Raw genomic sequence first — 19235 nt, forward strand, 5'->3', positions numbered from 1 at the left:
AATTATCATTTGTGTTCAGTTATTTTATACAAGTCGTCAAATAGCTCAGCAATTTTTTCACGATGGTGTGCTTCCATCCAATCAGTACCGCCAAATAAGGCGTAGCGAATCTGGCCTTGAGCGTCGATTAAATAACTGCTTGGATAGGCGAAAACCTGCCAATCCTTAACCGCTTGCCCTTGCGGGTCAAGTAGTATCGGGAAATTCAAAGTGAAGGTCTTCTCAAATTCGGCAATCGCTTCTTTCGACTCCCCCAAATTAACCGCCAGTATTTCAAACAGCTTGCCATCCAAACTCTGTTTCAACATCGCCATCGACGGCATTTCATGCACGCACGGCGGACACCAGCTGGCCCAAAAATTAACCAACACCACTTTACCCTGCATAGCCTGTAAATTAACCGAGTGGCCTTCGGTATCGAATAATTGCAACGGCAGTTTCTGCTTGCCTTGATAAGGTTTTAACTGCAACGAACGGGTCTGTTGCGATTGCGCTGTGTCGCTCGAATGACTGAGTCGTCTTGACTGCTGCAGATATGGCACTTGCCAACGCATCGCTTCAATTAAATAGTCGGCAAACTGTTTGGAGATTTGCTTCTCGACCGGCATCGCATCAGGGCGAAAATAAAAACGGTCGCGAACTTCCGGAATCAGCTGCACAAAGACATCACTGCCTTGTTTCTCTAGCGCGCTTTGCAATTCCGGCAAACGCCAACGGAGCGAAGTCAATTCCCCTTGCACAATGGAAATCGGCAGATTGGCATTTTCCACCTGCGGCCAAAATTCAGCTTTTTTACCCGGTTCAGGCGTATTCAAATAAAGGTTGGGGTTAAGTAGCAACATTCCCATAAAACGGATTGGCTGCTCTAATTGCATCTTTTCGGCCGCTTTTAATGCCAAAATCCCGGCTTTATTCGGCGCAATCAACCAAATAGGTAAATCGACATGAGCCATGTCAGCGATTAGCGTCGTAATCCACTGTACCGAGATCTGTTCAAAAGCACTGACTGTCGGCGCAAGAAACAGCGCCTCATAAGGGTTGAGTAGCGTCACTTCGATGCCCCTTTCGGCAAACTGTTGTGCTAGCTCTCGCTCCTCTGCTAATAACCCATTTTCCGAAGGAAGCCATAACACTTGTGCATACGCTTTTCCTTCCGGCACGGCGGTGTAGACAGGAATTTCCATTTCACCGACTTCAAGCACCGATTCCTGCCATTGCACAGCCTGAGCCTGGGTAGTCGTAAGCAGGAAAATAAAGCCTAAAAACACTCTAGAGAATAATCGTTGCATCTATTTTTTCGCCTTAACCAAGACATCAAGGTGTAGTCGTTGACGCTCATCAAACAATTTTCGTGAAGCGAGCTCCACGGCAATCAGAGTACCGGCTGCTGTCGAAGTCGCTATCAATAACATAATCATAATCTGGTATTTAACCGCTTCCAGAGGGTCAGCACCGGCTAAAATTTGCCCCGTCATCATCCCTGGTAAGGAAATAATTCCCGCTGCCACCAGCATATTAATCACCGGAATCATTGCCGCATGCAGACTTTGTTGTTTAATGAATTTCATCGACTCTTTAGCCGTATAACCCAGTGCCAACTGCGCTTCAATTTTACTTTTCAACTGGCGAGCATTACGTGTCAGATTATCCAAACCGACACCAATCGCGGTCATACTATTGCCAAGCAACATACCCAAAAGCGGAATTGCATACTGTGGTTGATACCAAGGTTCCGGTTTAACCACAAGAGTCAAAACTAACACCAACAGAACCAAGGCAGTCATGGAAAGTGATAGCAGACCAATTAAGACACTACGGTATTTTTGGAAACGATACTGTTGTCGTTTAGCGATTTCATAACCGGCAGCCAACAGCATAATCAAGCCAACCAACGTCACCCAAATTGCGCTATCAGCATTAAAAACCCAGCTCAGCCAGATTCCCATAAATGACAATTGCACGACAGTACGGATATTCGCCCAGTAATATTGACGCACGTGACTGAAACCCTGCAACCACAAAACGGCACCCATTAAAATTACCAAAACCGACAGCATCGCCAAGTCCCAGTAACTAATTAAAATCATTTCCGTCTGCATGCCTAGCTCTCCGTCGCGTAGAGTTCTTCAATCGAGCAGCAGTACGTCGGACATGCAAGGCGCTCGCGTTGCGCTTGATCATGACTGATCCAGATTGCTGCAGCTTGGTTTTGTTGCAGATAATCTTGCAAAAGCGCTTCAACTTTTAAGGTACTTGTCGGGTCAAGATTGGCACTAGTTTCATCCAGTAACAAAACTTTTGGCTGAAATTGTAACCCTCGTAATAATGCCAAACGCTGTTTCTCACCACTAGAAAGTTGATCAACATGTTGCTGCAAAATACTATGCTGTAATCCGACCTTTGCTAAATCGTTCTCGGTTGGCACTTGTTCAAAATGTTCTGCAACCGTATCCAGCCACCACGCTGTTTCCGCCGGGAAATACATCACTTGCCGCCGCCATTGCGGCGCACTGATGCTGTACATATCCTGCTGCTGTAAAGAGACCGAACCTTGATGCTCAATCAAATCCGCAACCGCTTTTAACAAACGCGATTTACCGCTCCCGGAAGGCCCATACAAAAGCCAAAGCTGCTCGGCCTCTATCTGCCAAGAAACCGGTTTAGACATGCCTTTAGCCTGTAGATTCGTTATCTGTAATAAAGCAGACATCTGCAATTCCTGTTTATGTAATGGGCTTAGAACAAACTGAAGTTTTGCTAATCAAGGCATTTGAAGCCGCAGTTAAAATCCAAAAGCTTTTGAGGTTTTGACAATCGCGGCACTCAGAGCGACGTTTAGTTTCATCTAAACGAGCGATTGAGTAACAAAGAGTGTCGAAATCATCAAAAACTTTTAACGACGTTCTAAGCGGGCATATGCCATAACTAACCATTTGGAACCGAATTCAGTAAAGTTCACTTGAATTCGCGCATGTTCACCGCTGCCTTCGTAGTTGAGAACAATGCCGTCACCAAACTTGGCATGACTAACGCGATCACCGACGGCATAACCGGTTTCATTAACCTTAGAACTACTGCTAAAACCAGAATCACGTCCCATCTGCGAAGTTTGTTGTACCTTTCCGCTCAAACGAACTTCATGCAGACATTCCGACGGAATCTCCTTAATAAAGCGTGACATCATCGGAAAAAACTCTGAACCATGCAATCGACGGCGTTGTGCATGGGTAATGATTAACTGCTTTTCGGCACGAGTGATGCCAACGTAAGCCAAACGACGTTCTTCTTCAAGACGCGCTCGGTCTTCTTGCGATTGTTGTGACGGGAACAGCCCTTCTTCAACCCCAACCATAAACACCAGCGGGAATTCCAAACCTTTAGCCGAATGTAAGGTCATTAGCTGCACACAAGATTCCCAAGCGTCTGCCTGCTGTTCACCGGCTTCCAATGCGGACTGCGCAAGGAAAGCTTCCAAAGTATTTTCTTCCGGTTGCTCAAGATTAATGGTGCCGTCATATTGCGCTGCCTTGTCGTCAGCTTCCATGACCGATTGCTCGGAGCTAATGCCATTGGCTTGTTGCTGCTTAGCGCGATTATCAAACTGCGCCGCGGCACTAATCAATTCATCCAAGTTTTCCAGACGACCTTGTCCCTGCTCGGACTTATCTTTTTCAAAATGCTGCTGCAAGCCGGACAGTGAAATGGTTTTGACCAACTGCTGTTCCAAGTCCTGTTCATGCAAGGCATCGGTTAAATTTTCAATTAAATCGACAAAGCCTTGTACCGAGGTTTTAGCACGCGCTTTAAGTGAATTATCCAGCAACGACTGGCTCGCTTTCCACAAAGAAATTTGCTGATCGCGTGCGACCACACGAATCGCATCGGCGGTTTTCTGACCAATGCCACGCGGCGGATGGTTATAAACACGTTCAAAGGCAGCATCGTCATCGCGATTAACCACTAAACGCAAATACGCCAACACATCTTTTACCTCGGCGCGGTCATAGAATCGCAAGCCACCATAAACGCGATACGGAATCTGCGCTTGCATCAACGCCTGTTCAATCATTCGCGATTGCGCATTAGAACGGTATAACACCGCCACTTCATCGCGTTTACCGCCGTGCTCAACCCACTTTTCAATCTGCGCGGTCACATAACGCGCTTCGTCAAATTCATTAAACGCCTCATATAAAAGAATCGGATCGCCTTCATCGCCGGCGCTCCACAACTGTTTACCCATGCGCGTGTCGTTATTGGCAATCAAGGTATTGGCTGCTTTCAAAATCGTTCCGGTTGAGCGGTAATTCTGCTCCAGACGAACCATTTGGGTATTGGCAAAATCTTGATCAAATTGACGGATATTTTCGACCTTCGCACCGCGCCAACCATAAATCGACTGATCATCGTCACCAACCACAAAAAGCTTACCGCTGGCGCCAGCTAAAACTCTTAACCAAGCGTATTGCAAACTATTAGTATCTTGGAATTCGTCCACCAAAATATGACGATAGCGCGCTTGATAATGCGCCAAGATATGCGGCTTTTTCAGCCACAATTCATGTGCGCGCAGTAACAGTTCGGCAAAATCAACCAGCCCCCCGCGCTGACAAACTTCTTCATAGGCTTTATAGATTTCCACCAACTTAGCAACATAAGGATTGTGGCCGATGTCAATATGATGCGGACGACGACCTTCTTCTTTTTCACCGTTAATAAAGGACTGTACCTGCTTAACCGGCCATTGATTTTCGTCTAGCTCCATCGATTTTAATAAACGCTTAACGACGCGTTTCTGGTCATCAGCATCGAGAATTTGGAAACTATTCGGCAAGTCGGCATCCAGATGGTGTTGGCGCAAAATACGATAAGCGATACCGTGAAAAGTCCCCATGGTCAAGCCGTTTGCTTGATGGCCGATCAAATTCTCGATACGGCCGCGCATCTCATTAGCCGCTTTATTAGTAAAAGTCACCGCTAACACATTATAAGAAGAGTACCCCATCACTTCGGTCAGCCAAGCAATGCGGTGTACCAAAACGCGTGTTTTACCACTGCCGGCGCCTGCGAGAATTAAGCCGTGACTTTCATCCAAAGTCACCGCTTGCCGTTGCGCGTCATTCAAATCGTCTAATATATGTGAGATATCCATGAAACCCTTGATCCGTATAAAGTTGATTACGCTTATCACAAACAATACCGTGATTTGGCATTTTACCGAGCGCGCTTAATTTTTGTTACCAAAATCAACTTGGACTAAAAATAATAGAGCATATCCTACGCTAATTTAATTTTTTTTGCTGGGCTCAGGCGTTATCAAAAACCAGTAAAGCGGCTTAGGAAGCCGCGGACTTTATTATCAAAGGAAGTCAAATCTGCGTTATGTTGAGCGAAAACAGGCCTTTATTACAGGCAATAAAAAATAAACAGATGTACTTGCTATTTAAAACAAATTAATGTAATAATTAACGGATTCAAAAAATCAATTGATTCAAAAACCCCAAAAACATTCGTTTTTGAATCCGAAATAGTCAATTCAGACAAAAGCTCCGCATTACTTTTCCCCAATCCAACAAAAACATAATTTGTGGGTCAGGTGTACTTGCGCAAGGAGCTCCATAAGAGAAGGAGAAATCATGATTTCAACAAGCGACGCGAATTTTGAAGCGGAAGTGCTACAGTCAGACGTACCGGTATTGGTAGACTTTTGGGCCGAGTGGTGTGGTCCTTGTAAAATGATTGCACCGATCCTAGACGAAATTGCAGCTGAATTCGACGGCCGTGTTAAGGTTGCGAAACTAAACATTGATGAAAACCCAACGACTCCACCTAAATACGGTGTTCGTGGTATCCCAACGCTAATGCTTTTCAAAGGCGGCGAAGTGGATGCAACTCAAGTTGGTGCACTTTCTAAGTCCCAATTGGTTAGCTTCTTAAACGATAACCTTTAATTTTTTTCCGTCTTCTGGGCATACTAAATGTGTCCAGAAGTGAATTTCCTCTCACTTACTCTTCTATTTATATCAACTTCAGCTACGGCTGCTCCTCACAGCTAATGCACTTAACTCAATCGAAAATAGACCTATGCATTTATTAGATTTAAAAAAACGCTCAGCGGCAGAATTAATTGACTTAGCGACCTCGATGGGCCTAGAAAACTTGGCGCGTTTGCGCAAGCAAGACATGGTTTTCGCTATCCTTAAAGCTCACTCGAAAAAAGGTGAGGACATCTACGGTGAAGGTGTTCTAGAAATCCTACCGGATGGTTTTGGCTTCTTACGTACCGAAGACAGTTCTTATCTTGCCGGTCCTGACGACCTATACGTTTCACCTAGCCAGATTCGCCGTTTCGGCCTACGCAAAGGTGACACTATTCAAGGTAAGATTCGTCCACCAAAAGAGAGCGAGCGTTATTTCGCACTTTTGAAAGTTGAGAAAATCAACTTTGAAGACCCGGAAGTCGCACGTAAGAAAATCGCTTTTGAAAACCTAACACCACTGCACTCAAATGATCGTTTACGCATGGAACTAGGTAACGGTTCAACAGAAGATATTACGTCACGTATTATCGACATCGCATCTCCATTCGGTAAGGGTCAGCGTGGTCTAATCGTAGCGCCGCCAAAATCCGGTAAAACGGTTATCCTGCAACAGATGGCTCAGTCTATCGCTGAAAACTATCCTGACTGCTACCTAATCGTTCTACTGATTGACGAACGCCCGGAAGAGGTAACGGAAATGCAACGTACCGTTAAGGGAGAAGTGATTTCTTCGACCTTCGACGAACCGGCTGCTCGCCACGTTCAGGTTGCGGAAATGGTAATCGAAAAAGCCAAGCGTTTGGTTGAACACAAAACGGATGTAGTGATCCTGCTTGATTCGATTACTCGTCTGGCGCGTGCTTACAACACGGTTACTCCGGCATCCGGGAAAATTCTATCCGGTGGTGTGGATGCTAACGCACTACACCGTCCGAAACGTTTCTTCGGTGCGGCACGTAATATTGAAGAAGGTGGTTCTTTGACCATCATCGCAACGGCACTAATCGAAACTGGCTCGAAAATGGACGAGGTTATCTTTGAGGAATTCAAAGGTACCGGTAACATGGAACTTCATCTATCACGTAATATCGCCGAGAAACGTACCTTCCCTGCGATTAACATCACTAAATCCGGGACGCGTAAAGAAGAGCTGCTTATGGATCAGGAAGAATACCAAAATATTTGGGTACTTCGTCGATTCATGGGCGGCATGAACGAAGTCGAAGCGATTGAAACCTTGATCGATCAGATGAAAGTTGCCAAAACCAATGCAGAGTTATTTGGCGCAATGAAGCGCTAAGCCCTTGATTAATTGCAAATAAATTAAAAAAAGAAGCTTGCATTTATAGCTTTAATCCCTATAATGCACGTTTCTTTCGAAAGTAACTAATTATTAATGGACCGTCATCATGAAAGCAGACATTCATCCAGAATATAAAGACGTAGTTTTCCAAGACATCTCAACTGGTGAGACTTTCCTTACTCGTTCGACTCTTGAAAAAACTTCTGGCGAAACCATTACTCTAGACGGTAACGAATATCCGCTAGTACGTATTGAAGTTTCTAGCGCTTCTCACCCATTCTACACTGGTCAACAAACTATCGTTGATACAGAAGGTCGTGTTGAGAAGTTCAAACAAAAATACGGTCGTCGTCGTTAATTCACGACTCGATTCGATTTTTGTTAAAACGCGGTTTATACCGCGTTTTTTTATGCCCAAAATTTGATTCCAACGCTGGAAAAAACCGTAAAACCTGCTTAAATAAGACAATATCGTCTAATTCAGGTCTTCCATGAAAACGTTTTTTGCCTTTCTCGTTTCTCTATTGCTTGTACAAAATGCCGTTGCGGCACAACAAAGCTGCAATAATCTCCAACCTGACCTATGGGTTGAAGCACAATATGCAATAAACGGTTCGACCATTGTCATTCAAAACCAACGTGTCCACCTTATCGGCCTGTATGCGCCGCAAAAGGAACGTACCTATAAATTCCACACTCCCGGCGAACCACTCGCCAAACAATCGCAAAACCACCTAAACACTCTGCTTGCCAATCATGATTTGAAAATAGGTATTGTCTACGACACAACCAAAATGAATAAAAACCGCGTTCAGCAAGCACATGCTTTTTTTGAAGATGGTACTAGCCTGAATGCCGAGATGATTCGTTCCGGCTTTGCTATCAATCGCGTGCAAAACGACAATGTGCGTTATTCCAAATGCTACTTTGCTGCCGAAAAAGAAGCTCGCGATAACAACTATCAGCTATGGGATCAACTGAAAAAAAATCCACAGAGCCATTTCCCGCTAGTAAAAAGTAGCGAAGTCTACGCCGAAGACCAAGGGTTTCGCATTGTGCAAGGCGAGGTTAAAGAAGTGCTGAAAAGCAGTACCTACTATTTGATTAACTTCGATACCACCGGCATTCGCATCCCGAAAAAAGCTTGGGATAAATTTGATTACGCCAAACTGCAAGCACTGCAAGGCAAGATCATCGAAGTGCGTGGTTACAACTATCTCTACAAAGGTAATATGTTTATGGTGGTCGAACATCCATACGCCTTTAATGTCTTTAATCCACTCAATAACAGTAATTAAAGCGTGACCAATTAGCTACAGTAAGCACACGATAAATAATCTCAATCCTCCCTTCATGGCGAAAGTTTTGTAAACACTCTGCTATCGGCTAAAATACCTCGGTTTAAAAATTTACCGATACTAAGAAGGGCCTGAACATGGCAGAACTACAAAACGATCGTTTCTTACGCGCACTATTAAGAGAACCAGTTGACCGCACGCCAGTATGGATGATGCGTCAAGCAGGTCGTTATCTGCCTGAATATCGTGCAACCCGTGCGCAAGCCGGTTCTTTTATGGATCTTTGCCGCAATGCGGAATTAGCTTGTGAAGTGACTCTTCAGCCACTAGAGCGTTTCCCTCTGGATGCGGCAATCCTGTTCTCAGACATTCTGACTATCCCAGATGCAATGGGTCTAGGGCTGCGATTTGAAACCGGCGAAGGGCCTGTGTTTGATAAGCCGGTGCGCACCATGGAAGATGCCAAAAAACTGTATGTGCCAGACATGGGCTCAGACCTTCAGTACGTGATGAATGCGGTGAGCACCATTCGTAAAAACCTAAACGGTCGTGTCCCGCTAATCGGCTTCTCTGGTAGCCCGTGGACACTCGCAACTTACATGGTAGAAGGCGGTTCTTCAAAGACTTTCTCGAAAGTCAAAGCGATGATGTACGATGAGCCAAAAACCCTGCACCACATCCTAGATGTACTAGCGGAATCGGTTATCCAATATCTAAATGCACAAATCGAAGCCGGTGCTCAAGCGGTACAGATTTTCGACACTTGGGGCGGCGTACTGACTCCACGTGACTACAAAGAGTTCTCGCTAAACTACATGCACAAAATCGTTGACGGTCTAAAACGTGAAAACGATGGTCGTAAAGTGCCGGTGATTCTATTCACCAAAGGCGGCGGTCAATGGCTAGAAGACATGGCGGCGACAGGCTGTGATGCGCTTGGCCTAGATTGGACGACTGATATCGACGTTGCTCGTGCGCGCGTTGGCGATAAAGTTGCACTACAAGGCAATATGGATCCCTCAATGCTATACGCTTCACCAGAACGTATCCGCGAAGAAGTAGCACAAATTCTAGCGAAATACGGCAAGGGTTCAGGCCATGTATTTAACCTGGGCCACGGCATTCACCCAGAAGTGAAACCGGAAAATGCAGGGGCATTTATAAATGCGGTGACTGAGCTATCAGGCCAATACCACTCTTAAAGATTAAGACGCCTGAAATTGCCCCTCTCTATGTTGGGGCTAGGGCTCATTTAGTGATACTAAACTTCGCCCTAACCCGCCTTGATAGGAACAACTTCAGTTTGTCTTAAAAAGATATGTACGAAAAAACGCCCAGTAGATTGATTTCTACTGGGCGTTTTTTGTTACTATCAAAAGATTAGATTGATATTTCGACGACGCAAAAGATGAACAAAATTGCCTTACTGACAATCCCGTTATTATGGAATATTCCGGTTTATGCTGAGCCTGTAACGCTTGAAGGCAAAGCAGTTATTCAGCTTAAATATCCAAATAACTTTATTGAAACAAAACGCTTTATTCATCAAGGGATAAAAACGGATCACAACGACTGTGAATTCAAAAACAAAATCCGACTAAAACCGGGAGAACGTCTTTCTTGGAAACGAATTGCCTATAATCCGGAAACCTGCCAAGCACTGATCATTGAAGGCAATTACAAAGACACAAGCCATAAATAAAAAAACGCCCAATGGATTGGTTTCTACTGGCCGTTTTACTATAAGCGCGAGTCAATTTTTAACACCGTATTTGGGGTTTGCAGTAGCTCGTCCTGGCTATAAAGCTTTGAATTCTTCCGGCATATCAATGTCCTCATCATTAAACAAGAACTTCTGCATCTCTTCTAATAAAAAGCTACGCGCTTTCGGGTCAAGGCTTGATAGGCGGTATTCATTGATTAGAATCGTTTGTTGACCTAACCACTGTTTCCACGCTTCTTTAGAAATTGAATTAAAGACTTTCTCGCCCAATTCACCCGGGAATGGAGCAAAATCTAAACCGTCTAATTCTTCGCCTAATTTGGCACACATTACTTTACGAGACATTCAAATGCCCTCCTATTAATAATCTTGTAATTGTTTAACCAATTTTTGCACTGGAGCCGGAATCCCCAGCTTTTCATCTAACAAGTCTTGCATGCTTACCCAGCGACCAGACTCATTCTCGTCAGCTGCATAATTTGCGCTTGGCTCGGCAATAAGTTGAGATTGCTGAGAAAAGACCGGCGTAATATCCAGATGATAGTGCGAAAACGTATGTCTGAATTCCTGCCATTTTAACAAACTTACCGAAGGACTAAACCGGCTTTGCACTTTGTCTTCACACGCTTGCCAAGTTTCCAGTTGCGGAAACGACCAAAGCCCCCCCCAAATGCCTTTTTGCGGACGCTCTTCCAGCCATAAACTGCCGTCGGCTTGTTGCAGAATCAACAGATAAGCTTGGCGCACCGGCTTGTCTTTTTTCGGTTTCTTAAATGGAAAATCGGCCACTCGATCTTGCGCAAAGGCCTGGCAACCGGCCGAGATCGGACAATCAGCGCATTGCGGTTTAGAGCGTGTACAGAAAGTCGCCCCCAAATCCATAATCGCTTGCGTATAGTCGGCATAACGTTGCGGTGGCGTCAGTTGAGCCGCTCTTTCCCATAACCAATTTTCTGCCGCCTTCTCGCCCGGCCACTTTTCCAATGCATAAAAACGCCCAAGCACCCGCTTTACATTACCATCTAAAATCGGATGGCGCTTGCCACAAGCAATCGACAGAATCGCTCCGGCAGTGGAGCGACCAATTCCGGGTAAGGCGACCACTTCATCTAAGGTATCGGGAAACTCTCCGTCATATTGCTCAACAATCAATTGCGCCGCTTTATGCAAATTACGGCCGCGCGCGTAATAGCCTAATCCCGCCCAATGCGCCAAAACTTGTTCTTGTGTGGCTGCGGCCAAATCCTGCACGGTCGGAAACGATTGCATAAATTTTTGATAATACGGAATCACCGTGGTCACCTGCGTCTGCTGCAACATAATCTCGGAAATCCATACGCGGTAAGGATTAATATCCTGCTGCCACGGCAGGTCATGACGGCCGTAATCATCAAACCACGCTAATAAACGCTGATAAAACTGTTCTGGCTGCAAACTCACAGACAATCCTCTATTTCCAATTTCGGCTATAATGCGCCAATTAAAAAATCGATATTGTACCCAAAAGCGTTACTTAGGAATTGAGCATGAGCGATCACAGCCACGACAAGCCAACCGATTTAGAAGCCGTCAATACAGAAAATGCTGCGACGGAAGAACAAGCCAAGCCAGAAAAGTATAACGAGCGTATTCGTAGCTTTGCCCGTCGTCAAGGACGTTTGACCAACGCTCAAGAGCAAGCTCTTGAAGATCACTGGAATGCGTTTGGGCTAGAAATAAACAATGGAATGCTCAATTTAACCGAGGTCTTTGGACGTGAAGCACCAACCATTGTTGAAATCGGTTTCGGAATGGGGAAAAGTTTGGCGGAAATGGCGGAAGCAAATCCGCAAAACAACTATATCGGCATTGAAGTTCACAAGCCGGGTGTCGGTGCGCTACTGAAGTTAGTTGAAGAGAAAAACCTCAGCAATGTGCGCGTCTTTAATCACGATGCGATTGAAGTCTTAGAAGACTGCATCCCTAAAAATGAACTGTCTGGGGTTTATCTATTTTTCCCTGACCCTTGGCATAAAAAGCGCCACCACAAACGTCGTATTCTGCAACCGGCTTTTGCCGCGACCATCGCGCAACATCTTAAAATCGGCGGCCAATTTCATATGGCGACCGACTGGGAAAACTACGCCGAGCATATGATGGAAGTGATGAGCGCAGCGCCGAACTACCGAAACATCAGTGGCGACCAACAGTTTACCCCACGCCCGGATTATCGCCCGCTAACCAAGTTCGAAGCGCGTGGCCATCGCTTAGGACACGGCGTTTGGGATTTAATTTTCGAACGCGTTTAAGCGTTCACACTCGTAAAACCGCCTGAGAAGTCACTTCCAAGCGGTTTTTCTTTGCCGGTTAGTTTCTACTGTCCGTCTTGCTTTAATAACTCTTCGGCGCTATAAGGTTTGATTTCAATCGCACCATTTTGCCATTGCCAACGATATTCGCCATTTACCATTTGCCACTTAGGGTCATCTTTCTGCAACATTGGTAAGGCCAAATGTTTTGACCAGTTTGGCAAGTCAAGCTTACTGGCAGTCATCTCACCTTGCAGATTTAACTCAGCACCAAAATATCCGGTGAAATTGGTCTGCACATCGCCATTCAAGCCGGAAAGCTGCAACTGTTCCACCTGAATACGCTTATTGCGCAAGTTTAATTTCATCACCGACCCTTTGGTGGTCAAATGCACTTCCGGTGTAGCATATTCTTCTTTCAATTCAACTTTAACCAAGCCCTGCCAATTATTAAATTGGAAATTCTGCAAGCTCGGGTCTATTTCTAGCGCTGTAGTCATCCGAAAAACAATGGTACGCGGCGACAAACTATGGTGATAGGCAAAGTCACCACGTAGTTCAAAAGCCTGATCCGGTTGAATATCCAAAGCAAACAGATTCAGTTTTTGCAGTTCAACCTGATAATGTTCCTGCTGGTCATCAAGCTGTAAACTTGCATTAGTCACCACTAAACTCTGTAAACTCCAAGGCAACTCAATTTGATTAGCTTGTGCTTGTGCAACAAAAGGCATATTTACCGATAAACCATTGGCATGCTGTGCACGCGGCAACATCGGCAGCAATTTACTGATATGCGGCAAATCCGACCAGTTATCCTGCCCTTGAGCATTCTTTACCAATTGCAATTGCGGTTCAACCAGCTCAACGGTTTTCACCTGCAAGCGCTTATTCAGCAGTAATTCCCAAATCGACAGTTCAATTTCAACCTGTTTAATAGTCAGCTGCGGAGGTTCATTTTCATAGCCTTTTGGCTGTGAGAGGATCGACTTGCCGACCGAAAAGGTAAACGGCAGAACCGAGACATCAATACTGCCTTCGATTTTAAAATCGCGACCGGTGTAGTCAGTGACCTCCTTCTCGATTTGCGGCTTATAGCCATTAAAATCGATAAAACTGACAGCCCCAACAAACGCCAAAAAAATCAGTAGCGGAATAATCGCTAAAACCAAAACCAAGCGTTTAATCCATTTCTTTGTCGGGTGCATATTTTTATCCTATCAATGGCTATGAAACTGCCGGCAATTTTAACAGCAATATCATTACAAAAAAGCGCTGACCACGTTATTTAAATAGACTTTACCGCGTTTAGTAAGCGACAAATGCTCTTCCTCTAAACAAATCCAGTTTTGTTGTGACAGTTTATGCAGATAAGGCTCCAACATCTCCATATCCAAACCGGTATGCTGTTTAAATAATGAGAGCTCAAAACCGTCTTGCAGACGCAATGCATTGAGCATAAATTCAAACAAAATTTCTTTGTCATCGACTTCGGTGGTGCGCCCGAACTGACCGTTTTGAATACCGCTGACATAACCGCCCGGCGAGGCCGGCATTTGCGTACGCAGCACTCGGCCTTCCGGAGCCATGGTAATTTTGCCGTGCGCGCCTGCACCCAAACCGATGTAATCGCCAAACTGCCAATAATTCAAGTTATGACGGCACTGCTTGCTCTCTTGCGCATAGGCAGAAACTTCATAATGCTGATAACCTGCATCGGCGATAACCTTCTGACATGCTTCTTGCATTTCCCAAGCCGCATCGTCATCCGGCAGAGGCGGCGGCTGCTTAAAGAACGGCGTGTTCGGCTCTAACGTTAGTTGATAATGCGATAGGTGCGGCGGTGAAAATTCAAGCGCTTGCTCGACATCGGCAATGGCCTCTTCTAGCGACTGGTTCGGCAAAGCAAACATCAGATCTAAGTTGAAATTATCAAATCCGGCATCCTTCGCCGCTTGAATCGCGCGTTTGGCTTCACCAGAAGAGTGAATCCGTCCTAACGCTTTGAGTTTCTCGCCATCGAAGCTTTGAATTCCCATCGACAAACGGTTAATACCCGCTTTGCGGAACATCGCGAATTTTTCAAAATCCACCGTACCGGGATTGGCTTCCAAAGTAATCTCAATTTGCGGATTAAAACCGAGTAGCGCACGTGCTTGCGATAGAAAACGATTAATGCCCTCTTCGGAAAACAAGCTGGGCGTACCGCCACCAAAGAAAATGCTCTTAATTGGCCGCCCCCAAATCTGGGGTAAGGTCTGCTCCAACTGCTTGAGCATGGCATCAATATAGGCGCTTTCGTCCAATTCTTGTTTCAGAGTGTGCGAATTAAAATCGCAATAGGGACACTTCTGAATGCACCATGGATAGTGCACATATAGACTGAGCGGTAGAGGTTGAGAAAATTGCACTCGAGCTCCCAAATAGTTAATGCGAATGAGTTAAATGCTGAAAAGATGGTCGGCGGTGCAAACTCCACCACAAGAGTACGGCAATCACCAACATGGCTGCTTGTGCTAAAGCCATTGCCAATAAGCTGTGTTCTACCCAAGGCACGACAAGTGCGGTAACCAAAGCCGCAGTACCCATCTGCATCAAACTTTGCAACGACGCCGCCATACCGCGCTTGTTCGGCAAACAATCCAAACCGAGCACACTTAAACCGGGATTGGCCAGTGCAAAACCGAGCGCATAAACACTCAACGGCGCAATTGCCCAAAACGCACTGGTATCACCAATTAAATGGATACTGCTATTGATGGCAATCGCTACAAATGCTATCAGTAAAGCTTGCGAGACCAATTTAATCGGTAACGTTTTTTCAGCAAGACGGTGCGATAGCATCGAGCCCAGCAAAATTCCGCCGACCATCGGGATAAACAATCGCCAAAAATCTTGCTCCTGCCAGCCTAAATGCTCATAAATAAGGCTGGCCGAAGAGGCGACATAGATAAAAAAGCCACCAATCAACAAACCTTGCAATAGCGCTAAACGCAGAAACAATGGATGTTTTAAGGTATCAGTGTAAGAACGCAGCAGCTGTTTCGGATGAATCGACTGCACGTGCTCTGGGTCTTGAGTTTCAGCAATCTGCCAGGCAAACATCAGCCACAACACCAACGCATAAAACGCTAAGAAATAAAACACCGAACGCCAACCGAAATGTACCTCTAAATAGCCACCAATAATCGGAGCGATTGCCGGTGCCACCGTAAACAACATCATCACTACAGCTAATGCGCTCTGCGCCCGAGCACCCGAAAAATAATCGCGAATCATGGCGCGACTGGCAACCAAGGATCCTGCGGCCATAATACCTTGAAGGGCACGTCCGATTAACAGATGCTGGTAATCTTGAGCCAAAGCGCACAATAGTGCAGCACCGAGATAACCGAGTAAGCTAATCAGCACGATTTTACGCCGTCCAAAACGATCAGCTAAAGGTCCCCAGATCAAGGTCGCCAAAGCAAAGCAACCTAGATACACCGCCAAACTTTGAGTTAAAACATGACGGCTAACATCCAGTTCAGCTTCAATTGCCGGAAAAGACGGCAGATAAGTATCAATTGAAAACGGCGCCAACATACTGACCACCGCAACTACAGTAATCAACCATAATGGCGAAATAGCCGTTTTCTGGATACTCATGTTAAGCTCCTCTGTGAAGCTGCATTAGCAAAGCGTTCAACGCTTGAGCACGATGACTGACTTGGTTTTTCTGTTCTTTGCTCAATTCTGCTGACGCTTTGCCGAACTCATCAACCCAAAAAACCGGATCATAGCCAAAACCGCCGTCACCACGTTTTTCGCGCAAAATTTCACCGTACCAACGACCTAGGCCAATAATCGGCGTCGGATCTTCAGCATGCGCAACATATACCATCGCACAGTAATAGCTGGCTTGGCGTTTATCATCAGCAACATCTTGCATATCCGTCAACAGTTTCTGCAAATTGCTTTCATCAGAAACCTGTTGCACTTCACCTTCCGAGTAGCGCGCCGAATAGATGCCCGGTTTGCCGTTCAATGCGCTGACCTCAATGCCCGAATCATCGGCAATCGCCGGCAGGCCGCTTTTTTCCGCAGCAAAACGCGCTTTCAAAATCGCATTCTCGATAAAACTTAAACCGGTTTCGTCAGCTTCGTCGCTAAAAAACTCGCTCTGCGGCACAATATCAAAGCCATATGGCGCAAGGATTTCGCTCATCTCTTTGAGTTTTCCTTTATTGCCGCTGGCTAAAACCACCTTTTGCATTTCAAGCTCCCAAAGCGTCACGTTGCATCTGTGTCAATTCACCAATGCCTTTCTGACCCAGCGCCAACATTGCTTGCAACTCATCCATCGAATAAGGCGCGCCTTCTGCCGTACCCTGAACTTCAATAAAGTGGCCGCTGTCGGTCATCACTAGGTTCATATCAGTCTCAGCAGTCGAGTCTTCAGCGTAATCCAAATCCAAAACCGGCGTACCTTGATAAACACCAACCGAAATTGACGCCACCTGCTGTACCATTGGCGATTCGCTCAACAAACCGTCCGCCAACAGTTTTTCAATCGCCATCGACAAGGCCACATAACCGCCGGTGATCGATGCTGTGCGAGTTCCGCCGTCGGCCTGAATCACATCGCAATCGACATGAATGGTGCGTTCGCCCAGTTTTTTCAAATCCACTGCCGCGCGTAATGAACGGCCAATCAGGCGCTGGATTTCCTGAGTACGACCGCTCTGTTTACCAGCGGTGGCTTCACGACGCATACGCGAACCTGTCGAGCGCGGCAACATGCCATACTCAGAAGTGACCCAACCTTGACCTTGACCACGCAACCAAGGCGGTACACGCTCTTCGACACTGGCATTGCAAATTACTTGCGTATCACCAAACTCAATCAATACCGAACCTTCGGCGTGCTTGGTAAAATCCTTGGTGATTTTGACTTGGCGCAGTTGGTTTGCCGCTCGACCACTTGGGCGCAGACTCTCGCTATTACTCATTATTAATCCTTCGAAACATATAGAATGACGGCATTATAAACGATTCGGTTTAGCCATAGTCGCTGCCTAAATGGAAACAAAATGGATTCAAAGCAACCTGTATACAGCATGACCGCTTTCGCCCGCAGTCAACATCAACTACAAGACGAAAATTCACAGACCCAATTCAGCTGGGAATTACGTTCGGTCAATCAGCGCTACTTGGAAATCAATTTCCGCATTAACGATAATCTTCGTTATCTGGAAATGCCGATTCGCGAGCAACTGAAAGCCAATTTTGCACGCGGTAAGATTGACGTCAGCTTAAGCATTAAACAGAGTAATGCTGCCTCTTTACAGCTCAATTCCGCCACCTTGCAAGCGCTGAATGAGGCGATTTGCGAAGTGCAGCAGCAACTCCCAGAAGCGACCGCTTTAAATCCGTTGGAACTTTTGCAATGGCCGGGTGTCTTGCAAGAGCAAGATGACTCTTTCGCCGAACAAGAGAAGGATTTGCAACACGCTTTATTGGCTGGATTAGAACAAACCATCGCCGATTTAAAAGCACATCGCGCTCGTGAAGGTGACGCATTGAAAACGATGATTGAACAGCGTTGCGAGGCGATTGAAAAAATTCTGGCCAATCTACAACCGATTCTAAGCGACATTCAGCAGAACCAAGTCATGAAGATTCGCCAACGTTTAGAACATCTACAAGCCAATGTTGAAGAACAGCGTCTGCATCAAGAAATTGCATTATTGGCGCAAAAAATCGACGTCGCCGAAGAATTGGATCGTTTAGCCGTACAAGTGAAAGAAGTACGTCATGTTTTGCAGAGTGGCGAACCGATTGGTCGTAGATTGGATTTTCTAATGCAAGAACTGAATCGCGAAGCCAATACACTAGGCTCTAAATCGGTTGATTCACGAACCAGCCAAGCCAGCGTCGATTTAAAAGTCCTAATCGAACAAATGAGAGAACAGGTGCAGAATATCGAGTGAGTAATAAACTGGCTTTATAAGCCTTTACCAATACACTTTGGGCAAACTTCTCACTTACTGACAAACTTACCCAAAATCAAGGGCGAAGATTGAATTTTGCCAATAACCGCAGTATAGTTTGCCTGTTACAAACATCCTAATTGTTTACTGAGGCGCAGGAACTATGAGTAACTTAACAAAAATGCTACTGGTTTTGGTCATTACAGTAGTAATTCCATTAGCCGTACTACTTGGTATTTGGGCAGATATTTTGCCGCAATCTCTACAAGTAGCGATCGGTCTTGCAGGCGTTGTTTTGACAATCGCTTACATTGTTGGTGGTAACCTTTTACTTATGTGGAGCGACATTAAAACAGGTCGTTACTCTAAGAAATCTTAAGCAACACTTAAGTTTTACTACCTAAAACCCGGCTCTGCCGGGTTTTTTGTTTTCTACACAACGAGACGCTAAACAGCGCTTTATCTGGAAAACGCCGCTTTATCGATAAGTTGAAAATCCAACAACAAAAGCTCGCAAGCGAAACGCAGAAACCGCTATAATTATCAGCACTTAAAATGCTTTGACAATATTACTCGCGGCTTTCAAAAAGTGTCGAGGCTTCTCGTCATATTT

Annotated in this window: 20 protein-coding genes; 9 read left to right on the forward strand and 11 right to left on the reverse strand. The window is 45.5% G+C overall.

Going from position 1 to position 19235, the window contains the following annotated elements; all coding sequences use genetic code 11:
- Nucleotides 1–5: 5 nt before the first annotated feature.
- The 4 genes from J3998_RS06810 to uvrD form a co-directional block, all read right to left on the reverse strand.
- Nucleotides 6–1289: a TlpA disulfide reductase family protein gene (locus J3998_RS06810; protein ID WP_208149065.1), complete on the reverse strand. Its 1284-nt coding sequence runs from the start codon at nucleotides 1287–1289 to the stop codon at nucleotides 6–8.
- On the reverse strand, nucleotides 1290–2099 hold the full coding sequence (locus tag J3998_RS06815; protein WP_243750640.1) for an ABC transporter permease: 810 nt from the start codon (nucleotides 2097–2099) through the stop codon (nucleotides 1290–1292).
- A 2-nt stretch (nucleotides 2100–2101) separates the two neighbouring features.
- Nucleotides 2102–2710: an ABC transporter ATP-binding protein gene (locus J3998_RS06820; RefSeq protein ID WP_243750641.1), complete on the reverse strand. Its 609-nt coding sequence runs from the start codon at nucleotides 2708–2710 to the stop codon at nucleotides 2102–2104.
- Between the two features lie 183 nt (nucleotides 2711–2893).
- Nucleotides 2894–5152 carry a DNA helicase II gene (gene uvrD, locus J3998_RS06825; protein WP_208149067.1) on the reverse strand — a complete coding sequence of 753 codons (2259 nt, stop codon included), beginning with the start codon at nucleotides 5150–5152 and terminating at the stop codon, nucleotides 2894–2896.
- Nucleotides 5153–5636: 484 nt separating this feature from the next.
- Between uvrD and trxA the strand changes: the two genes are divergently transcribed.
- The 6 genes from trxA (at nucleotide 5637) to J3998_RS06855 (ending at nucleotide 10344) form a co-directional block, all read left to right on the forward strand.
- Nucleotides 5637–5951, forward strand: a complete 315-nt coding sequence (gene trxA, locus J3998_RS06830) for a thioredoxin TrxA (protein WP_208149069.1) — start codon at nucleotides 5637–5639, stop codon at nucleotides 5949–5951.
- A 133-nt stretch (nucleotides 5952–6084) separates the two neighbouring features.
- Nucleotides 6085–7341: a transcription termination factor Rho gene (gene rho / locus J3998_RS06835; protein ID WP_208149071.1), complete on the forward strand. Its 1257-nt coding sequence runs from the start codon at nucleotides 6085–6087 to the stop codon at nucleotides 7339–7341.
- A 109-nt stretch (nucleotides 7342–7450) separates the two neighbouring features.
- Nucleotides 7451–7702, forward strand: coding sequence for a type B 50S ribosomal protein L31 (locus tag J3998_RS06840; protein ID WP_208149082.1), 252 nt, complete (start codon nucleotides 7451–7453; stop codon nucleotides 7700–7702).
- A 133-nt stretch (nucleotides 7703–7835) separates the two neighbouring features.
- Nucleotides 7836–8642, forward strand: a complete 807-nt coding sequence (locus J3998_RS06845) for a thermonuclease family protein (RefSeq protein WP_208149092.1) — start codon at nucleotides 7836–7838, stop codon at nucleotides 8640–8642.
- Between the two features lie 137 nt (nucleotides 8643–8779).
- The gene (gene hemE / locus J3998_RS06850) at nucleotides 8780–9844 is read left to right on the forward strand and encodes a uroporphyrinogen decarboxylase (protein ID WP_208149094.1); all 1065 of its coding nucleotides are present in this window, start codon (nucleotides 8780–8782) and stop codon (nucleotides 9842–9844) included.
- 206 nt (nucleotides 9845–10050) lie between these two features.
- On the forward strand, nucleotides 10051–10344 hold the full coding sequence (locus tag J3998_RS06855; protein WP_208149097.1) for a hypothetical protein: 294 nt from the start codon (nucleotides 10051–10053) through the stop codon (nucleotides 10342–10344).
- A gap of 96 nt (nucleotides 10345–10440) precedes the next feature.
- Here the strand turns inward: J3998_RS06855 and J3998_RS06860 are convergent, their stop codons facing one another.
- Nucleotides 10441–10710 (reverse strand): oxidative damage protection protein, encoded by a 270-nt coding sequence (locus J3998_RS06860; RefSeq protein WP_208149108.1) that lies wholly within the window; start codon nucleotides 10708–10710, stop codon nucleotides 10441–10443.
- Between the two features lie 15 nt (nucleotides 10711–10725).
- A complete protein-coding gene (gene mutY, locus J3998_RS06865) occupies nucleotides 10726–11805 on the reverse strand; it encodes an A/G-specific adenine glycosylase (protein ID WP_341829254.1) in 1080 nt (359 codons plus the stop codon).
- Between the two features lie 86 nt (nucleotides 11806–11891).
- Between mutY and trmB the strand changes: the two genes are divergently transcribed.
- Nucleotides 11892–12653, forward strand: a complete 762-nt coding sequence (gene trmB / locus J3998_RS06870) for a tRNA (guanosine(46)-N7)-methyltransferase TrmB (protein WP_208149110.1) — start codon at nucleotides 11892–11894, stop codon at nucleotides 12651–12653.
- A gap of 65 nt (nucleotides 12654–12718) precedes the next feature.
- On the opposite strand, the gene J3998_RS06875 is transcribed toward trmB, so the two are convergent.
- Genes J3998_RS06875 through rph form a run of 5 tightly spaced genes read right to left on the reverse strand, consistent with a single transcriptional unit; the run spans nucleotide 12719 to nucleotide 17623 of the window.
- On the reverse strand, nucleotides 12719–13858 hold the full coding sequence (locus tag J3998_RS06875) for an AsmA family protein (protein ID WP_208149113.1): 1140 nt from the start codon (nucleotides 13856–13858) through the stop codon (nucleotides 12719–12721).
- Between the two features lie 54 nt (nucleotides 13859–13912).
- The gene (gene hemW / locus J3998_RS06880; protein ID WP_208149125.1) at nucleotides 13913–15061 is read right to left on the reverse strand and encodes a radical SAM family heme chaperone HemW; all 1149 of its coding nucleotides are present in this window, start codon (nucleotides 15059–15061) and stop codon (nucleotides 13913–13915) included.
- A 16-nt stretch (nucleotides 15062–15077) separates the two neighbouring features.
- The gene (locus J3998_RS06885) at nucleotides 15078–16298 is read right to left on the reverse strand and encodes a multidrug effflux MFS transporter (protein ID WP_208149127.1); all 1221 of its coding nucleotides are present in this window, start codon (nucleotides 16296–16298) and stop codon (nucleotides 15078–15080) included.
- Between the two features lies 1 nt (nucleotide 16299).
- Nucleotides 16300–16905: an RdgB/HAM1 family non-canonical purine NTP pyrophosphatase gene (gene rdgB / locus J3998_RS06890; RefSeq protein WP_208149138.1), complete on the reverse strand. Its 606-nt coding sequence runs from the start codon at nucleotides 16903–16905 to the stop codon at nucleotides 16300–16302.
- Nucleotide 16906: 1 nt separating this feature from the next.
- Nucleotides 16907–17623, reverse strand: coding sequence for a ribonuclease PH (gene rph / locus J3998_RS06895; protein WP_243750646.1), 717 nt, complete (start codon nucleotides 17621–17623; stop codon nucleotides 16907–16909).
- A 99-nt stretch (nucleotides 17624–17722) separates the two neighbouring features.
- Between rph and J3998_RS06900 the strand changes: the two genes are divergently transcribed.
- Entirely contained in the window at nucleotides 17723–18622 is a 900-nt protein-coding gene (locus J3998_RS06900) for a YicC/YloC family endoribonuclease (protein ID WP_243750643.1), read from the forward strand.
- 163 nt (nucleotides 18623–18785) lie between these two features.
- Nucleotides 18786–19001 carry a hypothetical protein gene (locus J3998_RS06905; protein ID WP_208149142.1) on the forward strand — a complete coding sequence of 72 codons (216 nt, stop codon included), beginning with the start codon at nucleotides 18786–18788 and terminating at the stop codon, nucleotides 18999–19001.
- Nucleotides 19002–19235: the final 234 nt, after the last annotated feature.

This window comes from Thiomicrorhabdus marina (assembly GCF_017571465.1).
Taxonomy (GTDB): Bacteria; Pseudomonadota; Gammaproteobacteria; order Thiomicrospirales; family Thiomicrospiraceae; genus Thiomicrorhabdus; species Thiomicrorhabdus marina.

What these genes read in the sequence shown, in the direction of transcription:
- J3998_RS06810 (WP_208149065.1), bottom strand. Translation starts at nt 1,289, where the DNA reads ATGCAACGATTATTCTCTAGAGTGTTTTTAGGCTTTATTTTCCTGCTT.
- J3998_RS06815 (WP_243750640.1), bottom strand. Translation starts at nt 2,099, where the DNA reads ATGCAGACGGAAATGATTTTAATTAGTTACTGGGACTTGGCGATGCTG.
- J3998_RS06820 (WP_243750641.1), bottom strand. Translation starts at nt 2,710, where the DNA reads ATGTCTGCTTTATTACAGATAACGAATCTACAGGCTAAAGGCATGTCT.
- uvrD (WP_208149067.1), bottom strand. Translation starts at nt 5,152, where the DNA reads ATGGATATCTCACATATATTAGACGATTTGAATGACGCGCAACGGCAA.
- trxA (WP_208149069.1), top strand. Translation starts at nt 5,637, where the DNA reads ATGATTTCAACAAGCGACGCGAATTTTGAAGCGGAAGTGCTACAGTCA.
- rho (WP_208149071.1), top strand. Translation starts at nt 6,085, where the DNA reads ATGCATTTATTAGATTTAAAAAAACGCTCAGCGGCAGAATTAATTGAC.
- J3998_RS06840 (WP_208149082.1), top strand. Translation starts at nt 7,451, where the DNA reads ATGAAAGCAGACATTCATCCAGAATATAAAGACGTAGTTTTCCAAGAC.
- J3998_RS06845 (WP_208149092.1), top strand. Translation starts at nt 7,836, where the DNA reads ATGAAAACGTTTTTTGCCTTTCTCGTTTCTCTATTGCTTGTACAAAAT.
- hemE (WP_208149094.1), top strand. Translation starts at nt 8,780, where the DNA reads ATGGCAGAACTACAAAACGATCGTTTCTTACGCGCACTATTAAGAGAA.
- J3998_RS06855 (WP_208149097.1), top strand. Translation starts at nt 10,051, where the DNA reads ATGAACAAAATTGCCTTACTGACAATCCCGTTATTATGGAATATTCCG.
- J3998_RS06860 (WP_208149108.1), bottom strand. Translation starts at nt 10,710, where the DNA reads ATGTCTCGTAAAGTAATGTGTGCCAAATTAGGCGAAGAATTAGACGGT.
- trmB (WP_208149110.1), top strand. Translation starts at nt 11,892, where the DNA reads ATGAGCGATCACAGCCACGACAAGCCAACCGATTTAGAAGCCGTCAAT.
- J3998_RS06875 (WP_208149113.1), bottom strand. Translation starts at nt 13,858, where the DNA reads ATGCACCCGACAAAGAAATGGATTAAACGCTTGGTTTTGGTTTTAGCG.
- J3998_RS06885 (WP_208149127.1), bottom strand. Translation starts at nt 16,298, where the DNA reads ATGAGTATCCAGAAAACGGCTATTTCGCCATTATGGTTGATTACTGTA.
- rdgB (WP_208149138.1), bottom strand. Translation starts at nt 16,905, where the DNA reads ATGCAAAAGGTGGTTTTAGCCAGCGGCAATAAAGGAAAACTCAAAGAG.
- J3998_RS06900 (WP_243750643.1), top strand. Translation starts at nt 17,723, where the DNA reads ATGGATTCAAAGCAACCTGTATACAGCATGACCGCTTTCGCCCGCAGT.
- J3998_RS06905 (WP_208149142.1), top strand. Translation starts at nt 18,786, where the DNA reads ATGAGTAACTTAACAAAAATGCTACTGGTTTTGGTCATTACAGTAGTA.